Here is a 15189-nt window from a genome sequence, read left to right as displayed (position 1 = left end):
CTGCCCACACAGGCCCAGCGGGGCCCTGACCGGGAGCGCCACAGCAGATGAGTACCGAAGGCAGGCTGACGCACATCGACGAGTCGGGGGCGGCCCGCATGGTCGACGTCTCCGCGAAGGACGTCACCGCGCGCACCGCCCGCGCCAGCGGCCGTGTCCTGGTCTCACCGCAGGTCGTCGAGTTGCTGCGGGGTGAGGGCGTGCCCAAGGGCGACGCGCTGGCCACCGCGCGCATCGCCGGGATCATGGGAGCCAAGCGGACCCCCGACCTGATCCCCCTCTGTCACCCGCTCGCCGTGTCCGGCGTGAAGCTGGACCTGTCGGTCGCGGACGACGCGGTGGAGATCCTGGCGACCGTGAAGACGACGGACCGCACGGGCGTGGAGATGGAGGCGCTGACGGCGGTCTCGGTCGCCGCGCTCACCGTCGTGGACATGATCAAGGCGGTCGACAAGGCGGCGGTGATCACGGACATCAGGGTCGAGGAGAAGACGGGCGGCAAGTCCGGAGACTGGAGCCGGTCATGAGCCCCGCGCCGCGCGCGGGCGACGTGTACGGACACAGCCACGGCCGCGAGCCGGAGGCGGGGACGCCCGCCGGCGCCGAGGCGCCCGGAGCGGGCGGCCGGTCCGCCGACGAGGCCAGTGGCCCCGAGCCCGCCCCCGCCCCCGAGCCCGCCGCCGGTCGCCGGGCCCTCGTCGTCACCGCCTCCAGCCGCGCCGCCGCCGGGGTGTACGAGGACAAGGGCGGCCCGATCCTCGCCCAGGGCCTGGCCGCGCTCGGGTTCCGGGTCGACGGACCCCGTGTCGTCCCGGACGGCGAGCCCGTCGAGCGGGCGCTGCGGGACGGGGTGGGCGCCGCGTACGACGTCATCCTGACCACCGGCGGCACCGGCGTCTCGCCCACCGACCGCACCCCCGAGGCCACCCGCGAGGTCCTCGACCACGAGATCCCCGGGATTCCCGAGGCGATCCGCGCGTACGGCCGCGAGAAGGTGCCCACGGCGGCGCTCTCCCGGGGGCTGGCAGGCGTCGCGGGCAGCACGCTGATCGTCAACCTGCCCGGATCGAGCGGCGGAGTGCGCGACGGGCTGGCCGTGCTGGAGCCCCTCCTGCTGCACGCGGTCGACCAGATCCGTGGCGGAGACCACCCCAGACCGGCAGGGAGCGCGAGCTGAACGCCCCCGCGTGGCCGGTGATCCTGGCGGACGGCGACATCGTCCTCCGCCCCATAAAGCTGCGCGACCAGACGTCGTGGCGCGAGGTCAACCGGCGCAACCGCGACTGGCTCCGCCCCTGGGAGGCGACGATTCCGCCGCCCGCGCCCGGCGGTCCGGTGGCCCGGCGTCCGACGTACCGCCAGATGGTCCGCCATCTGCGGGCCGAGGCCAACGCCGGGCGGATGCTGCCCTTCGTCATCGAGTACCAGGGGCGTCTCGTCGGCCAGTTGACGGTCGCCGGGATCACCTGGGGCTCGATGTGCTCGGGCCATGTCGGCTACTGGGTGGACCGCGCGGTCGCCGGCCGCGGCGTCATGCCGACGGCGGTCGCGCTCGCCGTCGACCACTGCTTCCGCTCGGTCGGACTGCACCGCATCGAGGTCTGCATTCGGCCCGAGAACGGCCCCAGCCGCCGCGTCGTGGAGAAACTCGGATTCCGCGAAGAGGGCCTGCGCCCCCGATATCTCCACATCGACGGCGCGTGGCGGGACCATCTGGTCTTCGCGCTCACGGCGGAGGAGACGCCCGAGGGACTGCTCCGCCGCTGGCACCAGGCACGACCCGGGACGCCACGGTAAATAAAATAAATGTTCGATATTGATCGACGCCTGCCGACAACTGATCTGAACAATCACAAAAAAAGTCCGTGATATCAGCCAGATCGTGCGACACACCGGGCCAATTGGCGGATCCCGTCGTGCGAACCCCTCTACGGTGTGAAGCGTGAGCAGCAGCGGCCTCATCTACGCAGTCATCGTCGGGGCCTGGGCCGCCTACTTGGTGCCGATGTGGCTCCGCAGGCAGGACGAGCTGAACGAGGCACGTCCGACGGAACGCTTCTCCACCGCCATCCGGCTGCTGTCCGGACGCGGGGCGATGGAGCGCCGGTACGCCAAGGAGCTGCAGGAACGCACCGCCGAGGAGGAACAGGCCGACGCGGACCCGGAAGCGCCCACGGATCGTTTGAGTTCCGTGGACGTCCGGGCCTTCGCCGCGCCCCGGCCCCGCACCGAAGCCCGGCTGGAGGTCCCCGCGGACGTCCAGGGCTCGGACGCCCGTCCGCCGCGTCAGCGCCAGCGTCCGCGTCCGCGGCCGAACGGCGCCGCCGCCGAACGCGCCCGGCGTACCAAGGTCCTGGCCCGCCGCAGACGCACCACCGTGGTCCTCTTCCTCGCCTTCACGCTCGGCGCGATCGTGGCAGCGGTCGGCGGGCTGGGCTTCCTGTGGGCCCCGGCCCTGCCCGCGGTGCTGCTCAGCGTCTACATCGTGCATCTGCGCCGGCAGGAGCGCCGGCGCTTCGCCTTCGTCATGGACCGCCGCCTCGCCGAGGCCGCGGCGCAGCGGCTGCGGGAGAGCCGCCACCGCCGTCAGCCGGTCGTGGCGACGGAGGAGGACGAGGCTCCGCAGGCGCACCCCGAGCCGGAGCCCGCGCCCGCGCTCTCCCCGCAGGAGGCCGGCCGCCGCGCGCTCGTCGAGCAGACGGACCACGCGGAGTGGGTCGACCAGCAGCGGGAGAGGGGCCCGGCGCGCGGCGACAGCTGGGAGCCGGTGCCGGTCCCGCTGCCGACGTACGTCACCGCTCCCGTCGCCCCGCGGGCGACGAGCGGTGTGGAGGTCGGCGACCCGGAGACCTGGAGCTCGGCCCGCTCCTCGGCGGCCGAGCCCACGCCCGCCCCGGTCCCGCCCCCGGCGGCCGAGCCGCCCGCGAGCCGCCGGGCGCCCGCGCCGCGCCGCAGGGGCGACCGCGGCCGCACGCCGCTCTTCGACCAGTACGCGGACGAGGACCGGCCCCGCGCCGCCAACGAGTGAGCCGAGGCCGCGCCCCGCACGAGCGGGGCGCGGCGGCTCGCCCGGATGCGCGGCGGGTGTCGTGGAGGCGCGTGCCTCCTATAGCGAGTGTCATGACGCGTGCGCCTATGGCGGGTGTCGTGGACGCGTGCGCCTATAGCCGTGCCGGCGCGTGGCGGGACGGCTCGCGCCATGCGAGAGGCGACCTCGCGCCATAGGAGAGGCGACCGCGTGACCAGCGCGGGAACGGATTTCCAAGCACCCCGATGGGGATGCTAGAGTTTCACTCGTTGCAAGGGCCTGTGGCGCAGTCTGGTAGCGCACCTCGTTCGCATCGAGGGGGTCTGGGGTTCAAATCCCCACAGGTCCACAACAGCAACTGAGAGCCCCTGCCGGGGAATCCGGCAGGGGCTCTCTGCTGTCCGCTTCAGCGCGCACATCGCCTCGCGGACGGCCTCGGGTCGACGGTGATCCGGCGACGCGGCGACAGTGTGGCGACGCTCACATGCCCCGCCGACGGGTCAGAACGACTGCGCCGGGTCAGGACGACTGCGCCTTGTCGTACAGCGCCTGCGCCTCGGGCCCGAAGTACGGGCCGAACATCCGGTTCGGCAGGAAGATGTAGCCGAAGCTGTTCACCGAGGCCTGGAGCCCGGTGCCGGTCGCCTCGTTGAAGGACGTGAACCAGGGGCCGCCGCTGGAGCCGCCCGTCATGTTGCAGCCCAGGCTGTGGTCCTGGGAGAACAGGAAGTCCTTCGAGCTGTTGCCGCTGCAGTAGATCAGCTTCGAGCCGTTGTACGGGGCGGCCGCGGGGAAGCCGAAGGCGTACATCGCCTTGTTGTAGCCGCCGTTGAACTGCAGGCCCTGCGCGCCGACCGTCTCGGCGAGCGTCTTGCCGTTCAGCGGGGCGACGACGGCCGCGCCGACGTCGTAGTTGATGTTCTCGCTCGCCGCCCACTGGTCGGTGGCCAGCGTCTTGGTCGCGCTCCACTGCCCGTACGGCGCTTGGCCGTTGTCGTAGCCGGGGACGAAGACCCAGTTGGTGTGCCAGCCGCCCTGGTACTTCACACAGTGGCCGGCGGTGATCACGGTGCTGCCGTTCTTGCTGGTGACCGAGTTGCCGGAGCAGGAGGCCGTACGGCCCTGCATGGTGAAGAAGACCCGGCCGGACGTCTTGACCACGGCGCCGCCGCTCGTCCAGGGGCCGCCGGGCTGCGGGAAGGCGGTGGGGCCGAGGTCCGTGCGCGCTATGGAGCTCGGGGCGCCGGGGGCGGGCGTGGGCGCTATAGAGGTCGTCTTGCCGCCCTTCGAGGGGGCCTTGAGGGCGCCGGGCGCGGGCTGGATCAGATCGAGCGGGGTGGCGCTGCGCATCCGCTCCGCGGTCCAGAAACCCTTCGCCGCCTGCTGAGGGGCGAAGGACGCGGGGGGGGGGGGGGGGGGGGGTGCGGCGGCCGCGGCGCCGGCCGACAGAGCGCCGGCGAGTAAGGCGGCGACGGTCAACGGGATTCCCACGGCGATGCGATGGCGTCTCACGCATGTCTCCTTCTGCCGTGCCGTGCCCGCGCGGGGTGTCGCGCGGGCCGGGGGGGGGATCGAGGCGGTGCGGATCGGCGTGCGTGAGGCAGAGTGCCACGGGATTCCGAGATATGTCAGGGGCGCGACAAAGGCTTCGCGAAGCAGCGGCTGTTCTCGTAGTCGCGGTAGTGGCCGAATTTCTGCGGGGCGGGCGTGTAGCCGGTGGACTCGTACAGGGCGATCGCCTCCGGCTGGCGGATGCCCGTCTCCAGGACCATCCGGGTGCGGCCGGCGGCGCGGGCGTCCTCCTCCAGGGCCGCGAGGATCGTCCGGGCCAGGCCCAGGCCGCGCGCCTCGGGGATCACGTACATGCGCTTGAGCTCGGCGTCTCCGTCCGCGTAGCCCTCGCCGTTCGCGTCCTGGGAGCGCCAGCCGCCGCTCGCGACGGCGCGGCCCCCGTCGTCGTACGCGATGAGGTAGAGCCCGAGCGGGTGGGCGAACATCGTGGCGTCGAGGGGTGTGACATCGCCCTCGCTCTCGCCGTCCTGCTTGTACCGCTCGGCGTATTCCAGCTGTACCTCGTCGTTGAGCTTGACGGCGTCGGGGTGGTCGAACGGCACGGGTCGCAGGACGTGCGAGGCCCCGGACGCGGGGGCCGGGCCCGGGGCGGGCCGGGGCGTGTGGTGCAAAGTCATCCGGAAATCGTACGTGCATGCGGATGCGGCGAGGTCGGTATGGTGCCGGGATGCTCACCGTGACGACCGTGAATGTGAATGGCCTGCGGGCCGCCGCGAAGAAGGGCTTCGTGGAGTGGCTGGCCACGACCTCAGCCGACGCGATCTGCCTCCAGGAGGTCCGCGCCGAGGCGCACCAGCTCCCCGACGAGGTGCGTCAGCCCGAGGGCTGGCACACGGTCCACGCGCCGGCCGCGGCGAAGGGGCGCGCGGGCGTCGCCCTCTATACGCGGCGCGAGCCGGACGCGGTCCGGATCGGGTTCGGGTCGAGCGAGTTCGACGGCAGCGGTCGGTACGTCGAGGCGGACCTGCCCGGCGTCACGGTGGCGAGCCTGTATCTGCCCTCGGGGGAGGTCGGCACCGAGAAGCAGGACGAGAAGACGCGGTTCATGGCCGAGTTCCTGCCGTACCTGAGCGAGCTGAAGGCGCGCGCGGCTGCGGACGGGCGCGAGGTCGTGGTCTCGGGCGACTGGAACATCGCCCACCAGGAGGCGGACCTCAAGAACTGGAAGGGCAACAAGAAGAACTCCGGGTTCCTGCCCGAGGAGCGGGAGTGGCTCTCCCGGGTCTTCGACGAGGCGGCGTACGTGGACGTCGTACGGGCGCTCCACCCCGACCAGGAGGGGCCGTACTCCTGGTGGTCGTACCGCGGGCGCGCCTTCGACAACGACACGGGCTGGCGCATCGACTACCAGGTGGCGACGCCGGGTCTGGCGGGCCGCGCGGTCAAGGCGTGGGTGGAGCGGGCGGCGACGCACGGCGAGCGGTGGAGCGATCATGCGCCGGTGACGGTGGTGTACGAGGGGTAGGGGGCGAGGGGGGCGGGGGGCGTGGGTGCAGCCCCCGGAGCGGGGGTGACACGCCCTGGGCGGGCAGCCCGGGGGGGGGGGGGGGGGGGGGCCGGGGGGGGGCCTCCCGTCGGGGGGTGTGCGGCGGCGGGGGGGGGGGGGCCCCGCGCCCCCCCCACCGCTGCCCCCGGTCGGAGGAAGGTCCGTTCCTCACCGGTCGGCACCCGTGTGGTGTGCTCGACGACCGGTGTCGTCCGGCAGGCCGGGAGGCCTCGGCAGAGGGTCGCTGAAGCGGTAGGCCTCGATCCGCGCGTCGTGCCGGGCGTTCAGCACGTGGGTCCAGCGCATTGCGACGCCGATCATCAGGATGATCACCGCGATGAGGACGGCGGTCTCCACGGAGCTCACCTCCACCCGTTTCCGGGCAGCGGCAGGGCGGACCGGCCCATCGGCTCCCCGAAGGGGGACATGCAGGCCCCGCCCTCGCCCTCCCAGGTGGCTTCCCGGCGGCGCGCGTCGCGGATGCCGCGCCCGATGACGGTCTCGTTGGCCATCAGGACGCCTGCGGCCAGGACGCTGCCCGGGATCGCCGCGGCGGCCATCAGGCGGGCCGCGGCCGCGGCCTCGGTCTCGGGCGGGATCACGAGGAGGTCCCAGCGGCCGACGGTGTAGGAGAGCAGGATCAGCTTGTCAGGGTCCTGTTCGGTGAACCAGCCGACGTGCAGCACGCGCCCGTCCACGGCAACCGTGCGCGGGACGACCGGCCAGCGGCTGGGGTTCACGCTGACACGGGTGACGCGCCCCCAGGGCTCGTCCAGAGCGGCGGCGAGAGCGGGGAGCTCGGCTTCGAGGTCACGAGAGCGGGGCCACCAGGCACCGTCCAGCTGACCTGCGAGGGCGGTCTTCGGCGTAAGGGACAAGCGGGCCGGGCGCAGGACAACAGCCGGCTGCGCAGCGCGGTCGAGGGTCGTGGCCATGTCGCGGACCCGTCCCCGGACCGTTCGCGAACGGCCCGGTGCAGTGATCGCCGGAAACGACGTCCGCGTGGGAGCGGGTGTGCGAAATACTCCCGGTTTCTTCACCGTACTCCGGTTCGCGATCCAGGAAGCCGCTTCTGACCAGGTATTTTCTGGCGCAGATGGCGACAGCGGCGCAGTCGGTCCCCCTCGCCGCACCGTCGGAGTGGGCGGAGTACCGTGAAACGACGGAGACGCTCCGCAGCTCAACAGCCCTTTCGACGCCGCTGCCGGCCGACGAACGGGGTGCCGCCGCACCGCGAGACAGGCGGAATCACCATGGCCGCATCCGACAACCCCGCCCCTTTGAAGCTCCTCCCGGACGCGATCCACCAAGCGGTCAAGCCGGGCACCGCCCTGCTTCGGCTGGAAACCACACAGTCCCGCCAAGGGCTCCTGGACGGCGCCTGGTGGCCGCGCTCCAGGGACGTCACGATCGAGCTGCCCGCACTGATCACGGCACTGACCGCGCACCTCGGGCCCATCACGCGGGTTGGCCTGGACACCTCCGCCTGGCAGGACGTCCCGACCCGTCTGGTCATCGACGGCCAGGTCGTGCACCTCGACGCCGACCCCGTCGGCGACGACACCGTCCTCGTCACTCGCGGCCACAACGACCACTTCGCCCTGCTGGTGGTTCCCCCGGACACCAACGCCCACGCCGCCCACGAGGCGATGGCCCGCGCCGTCCGCGCCGACAACACCACGCAGGCCACTCAGATCCTCATCGCGACCACACCCGAACCTGAGGACGGCACCGCCGAGGCGGCGGGCTGACCCCGAATCCAGCGGCCGAGTGGTGCGCCGGTCAGAGCCCCTCGTCGTGCAGGTCCTCCTCGCGCAGAAGATCGTCCTCGCGGCGGCGCGAGGCCTCCTTCTGACCGGGCTTGTGTCCCTTCTCGCGGGACGACTTGCCGGGCTGGGGCTGCGCAGGGTCTCCGGGGCGACGGTGTTCCTGCGCCTCACGCCCCTTGCCCGGCTCTTGGCGCTTGTCCTGCCTACCGTCCATGACGGCGACTCCTCTTGATGCGGGGGGTATGGATTCCTCTCCGATCACGCTGACACGCACCGCGACGGTCTGCATCACGTCGACCGCGAAGCGAGGCACACCGATGACGCCCCTCCCCGGTGTGGCAGTGTCGGAAGGCCGGCCATCCCTTCAGAGTCCGAGGCTTGACGGGTTCGCGACGAGTATCCGGCCCAGGTGGGGCAATGCGAAGCAAGGTGCCGGATCGCAAGGTCACACCGCTGCGAGCCGCGCGTAGTGGGCCGTCGCCGCTCCCGCCAGGTCTGTCGCGCGCCCGAATCCGTCGGTCAGCGGCGGCGGATCCGGTCCAGCCGCCTTTGCGTCCCCTTCGCTCCCTTCGGCGGGAGCCTGGTGACGCCACGGCCGAAGGACAGGCCGGCACCTGCGGCCGCATGCTGGGTCTACTGCCATACGCGGATGTAGTCGACGAGCACTGCGGAGGAGGCGTCCAGTGGTGCTTCGCGGATGTCGCCCTTGGCCCACTGGAGGATCTCGTTGGAGGCGATGGGGAACTCCTTGACGCGGCTGATGAGTGCGGGGTCGGTGACCGTCCAGATCTCCTCCCCGTCGTACAGGAACGTCAGCTTCTTCGGCGTCCAGTGCAGGGCGAGGGTGTGGTAGCCGGTGCGCAGTCCGGGTTTGGTGGTTCTGGTCGAGGCGGTCTTGTGGTCTGGGCCGTAGCCGTCGTAGTGGATCGAGGTGGCGAATCGGTCGGTCGGGTAGGGGGTTTCGATGAGGTCGATCTCCGTGCCGTCGGCTCCGGTGCCGGTCTGGGACTCCTTGACGGCGCTCTGCATCCACGCGGCCGCCAGGTGTCCCTGTGCGGGGGGTATGTGCATGCGGAACTCGACGGTCCCGTAGGTGAACTCGAATTTGCGCCAGGTGTCGACGCGGGCGCCGCCGTACTGGTTGTGCCCCAGTTTGCTGATGCCCAGGGAGAGTTTGCCGTCGCCGACGGACACGTTCTCGGGTTTGTACCACCAGCGCAGGCCGTCTTTGCGTTTGCTTTGTGTGCGTTCCTGGTCTCTGGCGTTCCACTTGGCCTCGTTGAGGCGCTTGCCGTCGAACTCGTCGCTGAAGACCAGCTTGCCCGGCTCGGCGACACCGCGCGGCCGGGCCGAGGCAGGCGTGGAGGCGCTGACGGCGGAGGCTTCTGACATCGTTGTCCGACCTGCGTCGGGCGCGCCATGGGTCTCCTGCCCCGCCTGGGCAGTGACATAGAAGGTCGGCAGCACCGTGAGTGCCACCAGTGGCGCGAGCAGGCGTCTGGTCCGGCGCTTGCGTGCGTGAGCTTTCATCATCGTCCTCCGGGGTGGTTGCGGAAACGACTGGACGGAATGCTGCGAGTCGCGAGTGCCCCTGTTCACCTTCTGCGCTGCCCCTGAGCGCGAGGAGGGTATTCAACTGGTCTGACGTCAGGGCTGGGGGTGAGGTGGGTTGTCGGTTCGCTCGTGGGAGGCGGATTGAGCTGGTCGCGGCCCGGCTGCCGCGGACTGCGGGTCGGGCTGTCTCGGGCCGCTTCAGCCAGTGGAGTCGGCGTGAGTTGCCGGGGTGCGGTTGACCTCCGCGACGGTCCGGCGCGCGTTCCTCACTCGTCTCCGTTTTTGGTGAATTCGACAAGGGGACGTGCGGCGTTCAAATCCGCCCCTCCTCTTTGCCCTATCTTTACTTCTTCTCTGGGTTGACTTGCCGGCTCACCCCGTGGTGTACAGTGCCTGGCTCGACCTCCACGACGGCCCCGACACATATGCCCCTCACTGCTCCAGCAACCGCAAGGAGCTGAGGTAATGACACGCCGTCATCAAGCCAAGAAGAAGCGTCACATCGCCGTTGCCCTGGCTGCCGCCGCTGCGGTCAGCTGGTCGGCTGCGGGCCTGCCCGGCTGGGCCAGCCAGGAGGCGCCCAAACCTCTCGCGCAGGAGCAGCGAGCCGTTCTGCCCCTCGCCTGTGACAGCCAGGACAGTCCGGACAAGGGCTGGTACCAGGCCGTGTACGTGCACAAGTCCGAGAAACCGGCCCGGCCTGACGCCGCGCAGCACATCCGGCAGACCCTGTGGAACATCGACCAGATCTTCGAAGCCAGCGCCCAGCGCTTCGGCCAGAAGGACAGCCGGCGCCCTCGTCTCGTGCAGGACGCCTCGTGCCAGGCCGACGTCATGACGCTGAGCCTGCCCGGACTCCCGGCATCCGCGCCCAACTTCGCGGAAAGCCACAAGGCGGCCGACGCCGCCATCGCTCAGAAGGGCGCCCAGCTGACCGGCGAAGAACTCGACCGCTTCAAACGGACGCGGATCCTGTACTTCTTCGACACCGACGTCAAACTCTGCGGTGTGGCCTCGGAACCAAAACAGGCTTCCAAACGAGCCGGCCTCGGCCCCGGCACCGCCGCGGTCAACTGGCCCTGCGCCAACGAGTCGGCAATGTCGCACGAGATGACCCACACGTTCGGCGTCAGCCACTGCGACAAACGCCTCGACCAAGGCCGTGACCCCATGTGCCGCACCCAGGACACCACCCCGCGCTGCGACGACGTCCTCGCCGCCCTCGTACTCGACTGCACCAAAGACGAGTTCGCCTACTTCTCCCCACGCCCCAAGCCCGGCACCCCACTCGCCCAACGCCCCGACGAGAACGCGGCCAACAGCCCCTACCTGATCACCGACAGCCCAGCCCCCGCCGTCGACATGACACTGGTCAGCACACGCACCGCCGAGTGCCTGGGGCTCGGTGCAGCCGAAGAAGCAGTCCATCAGCCCTGTGCGGCAGACGGCGTGCAGACATGGCGGCGCAGCATCGACGACCAGGGATTCCTGACCCTCCAGCACCGCGACAGCGGCACATGCCTGGCCGCACCCTCCAAGAGCCGACGGCCGGCTGAGACCACCGTGCGCATCGAGACGTGCGCGCCCAGGGCCCAGCGCCAGCAATGGGCGATGCGATCCTCGGACGCAGCTCCCGACGAGTACCAGCTCCTCAACCGCGGCACAGGACAACGGCTCCAGGTACCGGGAGACGCCTCCAGGCCCGGACTCGCCCTACAAGCGGCAACAGGCGGAACCGCCGCGGTCTTCCGCATGGAAGCCAACCTGCCCCGGCCATGACCAGGGCAGCAGCCACCGACTCGCAGACGGCGACGCGGCCGACCGTTGCGCCGGTGCCGATGTCGTCTCCCCGGGTTCAGGTCCAGCGGGGTGATCGCGGGTTTGTCGTCACAGGGCCTTGAATGCTTCCGTGACAGCTTCGCAGGTGGCCGCGAGGTCGTCGTCCGTGACCGCGGCGGAGACGAACCAGCAGGCCATGGGGAAGGCGTTGGCGTGGACTCCGCGTTTGAGGAGTTCATGCCGGAAGGCGTGGGACCGGACCTGGTCGACGCGCAGCAGGTCGCGGTAGTTGCGGGTGGGGAGGCCGTCGGCGGTGAAGACGGTCTGGAACATGGCGCCGACGCCTTGCACGGAGCAGGGGATTCCCTGGTCGTGCGCCGCCTTCCGTGCCGTCTCCATCACCTGGCGGCCGGTGTCGTCGATCCGCTGGACGACGGCGGGATCGCCGAGTTGCCGCAGGGTCACCAGCGCGGCCGTCGCGCACAGCGGCGAGGCGTTGTACGTGCCGCCGTGCTTGACCCGTCCCGAGGCGAGCGCGTCCATGATCTCTCGGCGTCCGGCGAAGGCGGCGATGGGCAGGCCGCCCCCGAGGGCCTTGGAGAACACGGCGAGGTCGGGTTCCACGCCGAAGAGGGCCTGGGCGCCGCCAGGGCCGGTGCGGAACCCGGTGCAGACCTCGTCGAAGATCAGCACGATGCCGCGGGTGGTGCACTCCTCGCGCAAGGCCTCCAGATATCCCGCCTCGGGCATGGTGCAGGCGTTGTTGGCGACGATCGGCTCGCAGATGACGGCGGCGAGCTCCCCGGCATGGGCGTCGAGCATCGCACGCAGCGCGCTCAGGTCGTTCCAGGGGCAGACCACGACGTCCTCCACGACACCGGCGGGGATTCCCGGGGAGTGCGGGACGGGCCGTGGCGTGCCGGAGGGGCCGGCCTCGTGCTCCGTGGGGCGGTTCGAGATCGCCAGGGTGTCCGACCACCCGTGGTAGTGCCCTTCGAACTTCAGGATCCGGGAGCGCCCGGTGTGGCCGCGGGCAGTGCGTACGGCGCCCTGTACGGCCTCGCTGCCGGAGTTCGCGAAGCGGACGAGTTCCGCGCAGGGCGCCATCTGGCAGATCGTCTCCGCCAGCTCTACCTCCGGGACGTTGCAGGTGCCGAACATCGTGCCGTTGTGCAGCACCTGGGTGAGGGCGTCCGTCAGCACGGGCGGGGCATGGCCGAGAACGGCGCTGCCGTAGGAGATGAGGTAGTCGATGTACTCGTTGCCGTCGACGTCCCGGATCCGGGAGCCGGACCCGCTGCTGATGTAGAGCGGGTAGGGGTGCGGCCCTGTGGAGGTGAGGCGGGAGGACGAACTGATTCCGCCCGCGAGGGAGTTCTGCGCACGCTCGAACCACGACCTGCTGCCGTCCGTGCCGTGCAGCGCCTGTAAACGGTCGGTCATGGCTGCTCCTGTTTGCTGAGGTGTGCCGGGGGAGACGCTTGCGGGTGTTCGGACCGACGTCATGGACGGCGTGAGGCGAAGGGGTGGTGCGGTGTGGTGAGGACGGCTGTGGTCACAGGGGCGGGGAGCGGTATCGGGCAGGCCTGTGCCCTGGGTCTGCTGGCCGACGGCTGGACGGTCGTGCTGACCGGCCGTCGTGAGGAGCGGCTGCGTGAATCGGCGCGCCTCGCCGATGCCCGCGACCGCGACCGGGCGGTGGTGCTGCCCGCGGACGTCACCGACGCGGAGTCCGTGGACGCGCTGTTCTCCGCAGTGGTGGAACGGTGGGGACGTCTGGACCTGCTGTTCAACAACGCCGCTGACGTCATGCCGTACACGCCAACCGAGGACGTGGACGTGGCGGACTGGCATCGGGTCATGGACTCGATCGCCACCGGAACCTTCCTGTGTTCGCGGGCGGCCTTCCGGATCATGAAGGCGCAGGCCCCCCGGGGCGGGCGGATCGTCAACAACGGGGCCCCGTCCGCCCAGATGCCGAGGCCGGACTCGGTCGCGTTCACCGCGGCCAAACACGCCGTGGCCGGCATCACCCGCTCGCTCTCCCTCGACGGCCGCCGCTACGACATCTCCTGTGGACAGATCGACATCGGCAATGTGACCCCCGCCGACCGTCCGCAGCCCGCCGTCCGGCAGTCCGACGGCTCACTGCGGGTGGAGCCCACCATGGACATCCGGCACGTGGTCGACATGGTCCGGGCCATGGCCGCCCTTCCGGTCGGGGTGAACATCCAGTCCGTCCTGGTCATGCCCAGCGCCATGCCCTACGTCGGCCGGGGATAGACCCGCCACGTACGCGTTCAGCAGCTGGCCGGGCGCCAGGCGCTTCGCCCGCTCCCAGGCCAGCATCCGGTGCAGTCCGTCCAGGTGGACCAGCCCTTCCCGGACGGACAGTCCCTCGTAGTCCGGTCCTTCCACTGCCCTGGTGCTCAGGAACACCGCGGTGGGCTCGGCGTGGACCTGGCGCGCCAGCTTGCGGGCGCACAGCGGATTGGACGCGGCGTACGCATCCCCCAGAGCCGCCAGCCGGGCGGCGGCGGCCCGCACGGTGAGGCCCGTCCTCGGGATCAGCTCGACTTCCCCGTCCTCGCCCAGATGCCAGGGCAGCACCACGCCGCTGACCTCCGGCCCCTCCAGCAGCACCCGGTGCCAGCGGCCCTCCGCGAGGGCCTGAGCGTTGCGGATATGGGTCTGCGCCTCGTCGTTGGAGTTGGCCAAGTCTCCAGGGTGGTAGGGATGGCGCCGCGTGAAGTGACCCAGGACCGTGTCGAAGGAGACGGCCTCCAGGACCCTCATGCCGCCCGCCCGGCGTCGCCCGGCTCGTACACGCCGAAATGACGTTCCTCGAACAACTCCGCCCACCGTCCTTGTCCCAGCCGGCGCTCCCGGCCGACCGCCAGTATCCGGCGCCAGTACGGCTTGACCGGCGGCCACAGCTCACCCGTACGGCAGTACGACGCGTCGATCATGTACCTGTCGGTGCCCTCGGCCGCGGACGCGTCCCCGGCACGTCGGGTGTGGAACAGCGCGGAGTGGAGAACCACCGCTGACCCAGGGGGCAGCTCGGTGATCAGTACCTCACCCGGCAGGGCGCCCGTCCCGAGATGACTGCGGGCGTCCTTCTCCGCGACCTCGTGGTGCGAGCCGGGCAGCACGGCGAGAGCGCCCATGCCCGGCCGCAGGCCTTGGATGTAGTGAAGAACGTGAACCATCGGAAGCAGCCGATGCCGCTGGGGTCGCTGCTCGTAGTCGTGGTGCCAGGGCTTGCCCGGGGCTCCGGAGGGGCGGCGGTCACTGTGGAGGTGGTGGAACACGAAGGCAGGGCCGAGCAGGTTCTCGTCCTCCAGCAGTTCCAGCAGCGGCGGGAACGCGGCCAGCTCCCCGTGTGCCGTCATATCCAGCTCGACCGTGTCCGGTACCGGGCACCGATCCGGGCGTAAGCAGGCGTCGATGGAACGCTGTCGCAACCCGGAATCGACCCAGTGGTCGACCTCCCGTGTCAGACGTCCGACGAAATGGCTGGGTAGAAGACCCGGAAGCACCAGGAACCCCTTCTCGTCGAACTCCTTGATGTGCGGTGCGGTACCCGAAGCGGCGATCACGCGGCTGAACCTCCGTTGTACACCGATGGGCGGCCAGGTATAGATCGGGCTGCGCCATCCATATCCAGGTCCTTCCGGAGCCATGCCGTTGCGCGGCGGAATGGCCGGTCCCCAGCCCTGGAGGTGCGACATCAGGGCCTCACAGAGGCGGAGGGTTCTTTCCGGGACGGGCGAGGCGCCGATGGCACGGGCGAGCGGCCGGTTCGTGCGCCCAAGACGGGTCGGCGCCGGACCGCCTCCCCACCCTCGGAGGAGCGGCGCAATCCGCCCGTCGAACCGATCCAACTCGCGCCGAACACCTGGCCTGGCTGCGCGAGCGCGGGCTCGTCTCGCGCATCGCGGGGCCTGACATCGAGTCCGGCGAACGCCTCGGTCGGCAGCGCTGGAAGATCGAACGGT

General features: G+C 70.8%; 16 protein-coding genes, 1 tRNA gene and 1 pseudogene. 9 read left to right on the top strand and 9 right to left on the bottom strand.

Annotated elements, in window-relative coordinates:
• Positions 1–47: 47 nt before the first annotated feature.
• The 5 genes from moaC (at position 48) to AB0M39_RS02045 (ending at position 3377) form a co-directional block, all read left to right on the top strand.
• Positions 48–527, top strand: coding sequence for a cyclic pyranopterin monophosphate synthase MoaC (gene moaC / locus AB0M39_RS02065; protein WP_365359097.1), 480 nt, complete (start codon positions 48–50; stop codon positions 525–527).
• Between the two features lie 203 nt (positions 528–730).
• Complete coding sequence (locus AB0M39_RS02060) at positions 731–1177, top strand: MogA/MoaB family molybdenum cofactor biosynthesis protein (protein WP_365359305.1); 447 nt, start codon at positions 731–733, stop codon at positions 1175–1177.
• Between the two features lie 17 nt (positions 1178–1194).
• Positions 1195–1797, top strand: a complete 603-nt coding sequence (locus AB0M39_RS02055; protein ID WP_365359095.1) for a GNAT family protein — start codon at positions 1195–1197, stop codon at positions 1795–1797.
• Positions 1798–1942: 145 nt separating this feature from the next.
• A complete protein-coding gene (gene glpR, locus AB0M39_RS02050; RefSeq protein WP_365359093.1) occupies positions 1943–3028 on the top strand; it encodes a gephyrin-like molybdotransferase receptor GlpR in 1086 nt (361 codons plus the stop codon).
• Between the two features lie 275 nt (positions 3029–3303).
• Positions 3304–3377: transfer RNA gene (locus AB0M39_RS02045), tRNA-Ala, on the top strand.
• A gap of 170 nt (positions 3378–3547) precedes the next feature.
• On the opposite strand, the gene AB0M39_RS02040 is transcribed toward AB0M39_RS02045, so the two are convergent.
• Together AB0M39_RS02040 and AB0M39_RS02035 are read right to left on the bottom strand one after the other, a co-directional pair.
• Positions 3548–4540, bottom strand: coding sequence for a peptidase (locus AB0M39_RS02040; RefSeq protein ID WP_365359091.1), 993 nt, complete (start codon positions 4538–4540; stop codon positions 3548–3550).
• 116 nt (positions 4541–4656) lie between these two features.
• On the bottom strand, positions 4657–5217 hold the full coding sequence (locus AB0M39_RS02035; protein ID WP_365359089.1) for a GNAT family N-acetyltransferase: 561 nt from the start codon (positions 5215–5217) through the stop codon (positions 4657–4659).
• 50 nt (positions 5218–5267) lie between these two features.
• Here AB0M39_RS02035 and AB0M39_RS02030 point away from each other — a divergent pair, with 50 nt between their 5' ends.
• A complete protein-coding gene (locus AB0M39_RS02030; RefSeq protein ID WP_365359087.1) occupies positions 5268–6065 on the top strand; it encodes an exodeoxyribonuclease III in 798 nt (265 codons plus the stop codon).
• Between the two features lie 189 nt (positions 6066–6254).
• On the opposite strand, the gene AB0M39_RS02025 is transcribed toward AB0M39_RS02030, so the two are convergent.
• Together AB0M39_RS02025 and AB0M39_RS02020 are read right to left on the bottom strand one after the other, a co-directional pair.
• Positions 6255–6443: a hypothetical protein gene (locus tag AB0M39_RS02025; protein ID WP_365359085.1), complete on the bottom strand. Its 189-nt coding sequence runs from the start codon at positions 6441–6443 to the stop codon at positions 6255–6257.
• A gap of 5 nt (positions 6444–6448) precedes the next feature.
• Positions 6449–7021, bottom strand: coding sequence for a DUF5994 family protein (locus AB0M39_RS02020; protein ID WP_365359083.1), 573 nt, complete (start codon positions 7019–7021; stop codon positions 6449–6451).
• A 318-nt stretch (positions 7022–7339) separates the two neighbouring features.
• Here AB0M39_RS02020 and AB0M39_RS02015 point away from each other — a divergent pair, with 318 nt between their 5' ends.
• On the top strand, positions 7340–7837 hold the full coding sequence (locus tag AB0M39_RS02015) for a DUF5994 family protein (protein WP_365359081.1): 498 nt from the start codon (positions 7340–7342) through the stop codon (positions 7835–7837).
• Between the two features lie 31 nt (positions 7838–7868).
• Here the strand turns inward: AB0M39_RS02015 and AB0M39_RS02010 are convergent, their stop codons facing one another.
• Together AB0M39_RS02010 and AB0M39_RS02005 are read right to left on the bottom strand one after the other, a co-directional pair.
• Complete coding sequence (locus AB0M39_RS02010; RefSeq protein WP_365359079.1) at positions 7869–8069, bottom strand: hypothetical protein; 201 nt, start codon at positions 8067–8069, stop codon at positions 7869–7871.
• Between the two features lie 419 nt (positions 8070–8488).
• Positions 8489–9247, bottom strand: coding sequence for a glycoside hydrolase family 16 protein (locus AB0M39_RS02005; RefSeq protein WP_365359077.1), 759 nt, complete (start codon positions 9245–9247; stop codon positions 8489–8491).
• Positions 9248–9874: 627 nt separating this feature from the next.
• On the opposite strand from AB0M39_RS02005, the gene AB0M39_RS02000 reads away from it, so the two are divergent.
• A complete protein-coding gene (locus AB0M39_RS02000) occupies positions 9875–11188 on the top strand; it encodes an RICIN domain-containing protein (protein WP_365359075.1) in 1314 nt (437 codons plus the stop codon).
• Between the two features lie 108 nt (positions 11189–11296).
• Here AB0M39_RS02000 and AB0M39_RS01995 read toward each other — a convergent pair whose 3' ends face one another.
• Positions 11297–12631, bottom strand: a complete 1335-nt coding sequence (locus tag AB0M39_RS01995) for a glutamate-1-semialdehyde 2,1-aminomutase (protein ID WP_365359073.1) — start codon at positions 12629–12631, stop codon at positions 11297–11299.
• 93 nt (positions 12632–12724) lie between these two features.
• Here AB0M39_RS01995 and AB0M39_RS01990 point away from each other — a divergent pair, with 93 nt between their 5' ends.
• A complete protein-coding gene (locus AB0M39_RS01990) occupies positions 12725–13471 on the top strand; it encodes an SDR family oxidoreductase (RefSeq protein ID WP_365359071.1) in 747 nt (248 codons plus the stop codon).
• 48 nt (positions 13472–13519) lie between these two features.
• Here the strand turns inward: AB0M39_RS01990 and AB0M39_RS01985 are convergent.
• Positions 13520–13984, bottom strand: a pseudogene (locus tag AB0M39_RS01985) (DUF6309 family protein); the annotation flags it as partial.
• Complete coding sequence (locus tag AB0M39_RS01980; RefSeq protein ID WP_365359301.1) at positions 13981–14874, bottom strand: phytanoyl-CoA dioxygenase family protein; 894 nt, start codon at positions 14872–14874, stop codon at positions 13981–13983. The gene AB0M39_RS01980 and the pseudogene AB0M39_RS01985, both read right to left, overlap by 4 nt.
• Positions 14875–15189: the final 315 nt, after the last annotated feature.

Origin of the sequence: Streptomyces sp. NPDC051907 (assembly GCF_040681075.1) — a bacterium.
Classification (GTDB): Bacteria; Actinomycetota; Actinomycetes; order Streptomycetales; family Streptomycetaceae; genus Streptomyces.
Note: the sequence above shows the minus strand (reverse complement) of the source record. Positions and strands in the feature narration are given on the sequence as shown.

Excerpts from the sequence above, each read along its gene's own strand:
- moaC (WP_365359097.1), top strand. The coding sequence starts at position 48 with ATGAGTACCGAAGGCAGGCTGACGCACATCGACGAGTCGGGGGCGGCC.
- AB0M39_RS02035 (WP_365359089.1), bottom strand. The coding sequence starts at position 5,217 with ATGACTTTGCACCACACGCCCCGGCCCGCCCCGGGCCCGGCCCCCGCG.
- AB0M39_RS02030 (WP_365359087.1), top strand. The coding sequence starts at position 5,268 with ATGCTCACCGTGACGACCGTGAATGTGAATGGCCTGCGGGCCGCCGCG.
- AB0M39_RS02020 (WP_365359083.1), bottom strand. The coding sequence starts at position 7,021 with ATGGCCACGACCCTCGACCGCGCTGCGCAGCCGGCTGTTGTCCTGCGC.
- AB0M39_RS02015 (WP_365359081.1), top strand. The coding sequence starts at position 7,340 with ATGGCCGCATCCGACAACCCCGCCCCTTTGAAGCTCCTCCCGGACGCG.
- AB0M39_RS02010 (WP_365359079.1), bottom strand. The coding sequence starts at position 8,069 with ATGGACGGTAGGCAGGACAAGCGCCAAGAGCCGGGCAAGGGGCGTGAG.
- AB0M39_RS02005 (WP_365359077.1), bottom strand. The coding sequence starts at position 9,247 with ATGTCAGAAGCCTCCGCCGTCAGCGCCTCCACGCCTGCCTCGGCCCGG.
- AB0M39_RS02000 (WP_365359075.1), top strand. The coding sequence starts at position 9,875 with ATGACACGCCGTCATCAAGCCAAGAAGAAGCGTCACATCGCCGTTGCC.
- AB0M39_RS01995 (WP_365359073.1), bottom strand. The coding sequence starts at position 12,631 with ATGACCGACCGTTTACAGGCGCTGCACGGCACGGACGGCAGCAGGTCG.
- AB0M39_RS01980 (WP_365359301.1), bottom strand. The coding sequence starts at position 14,874 with ATGGCTCCGGAAGGACCTGGATATGGATGGCGCAGCCCGATCTATACC.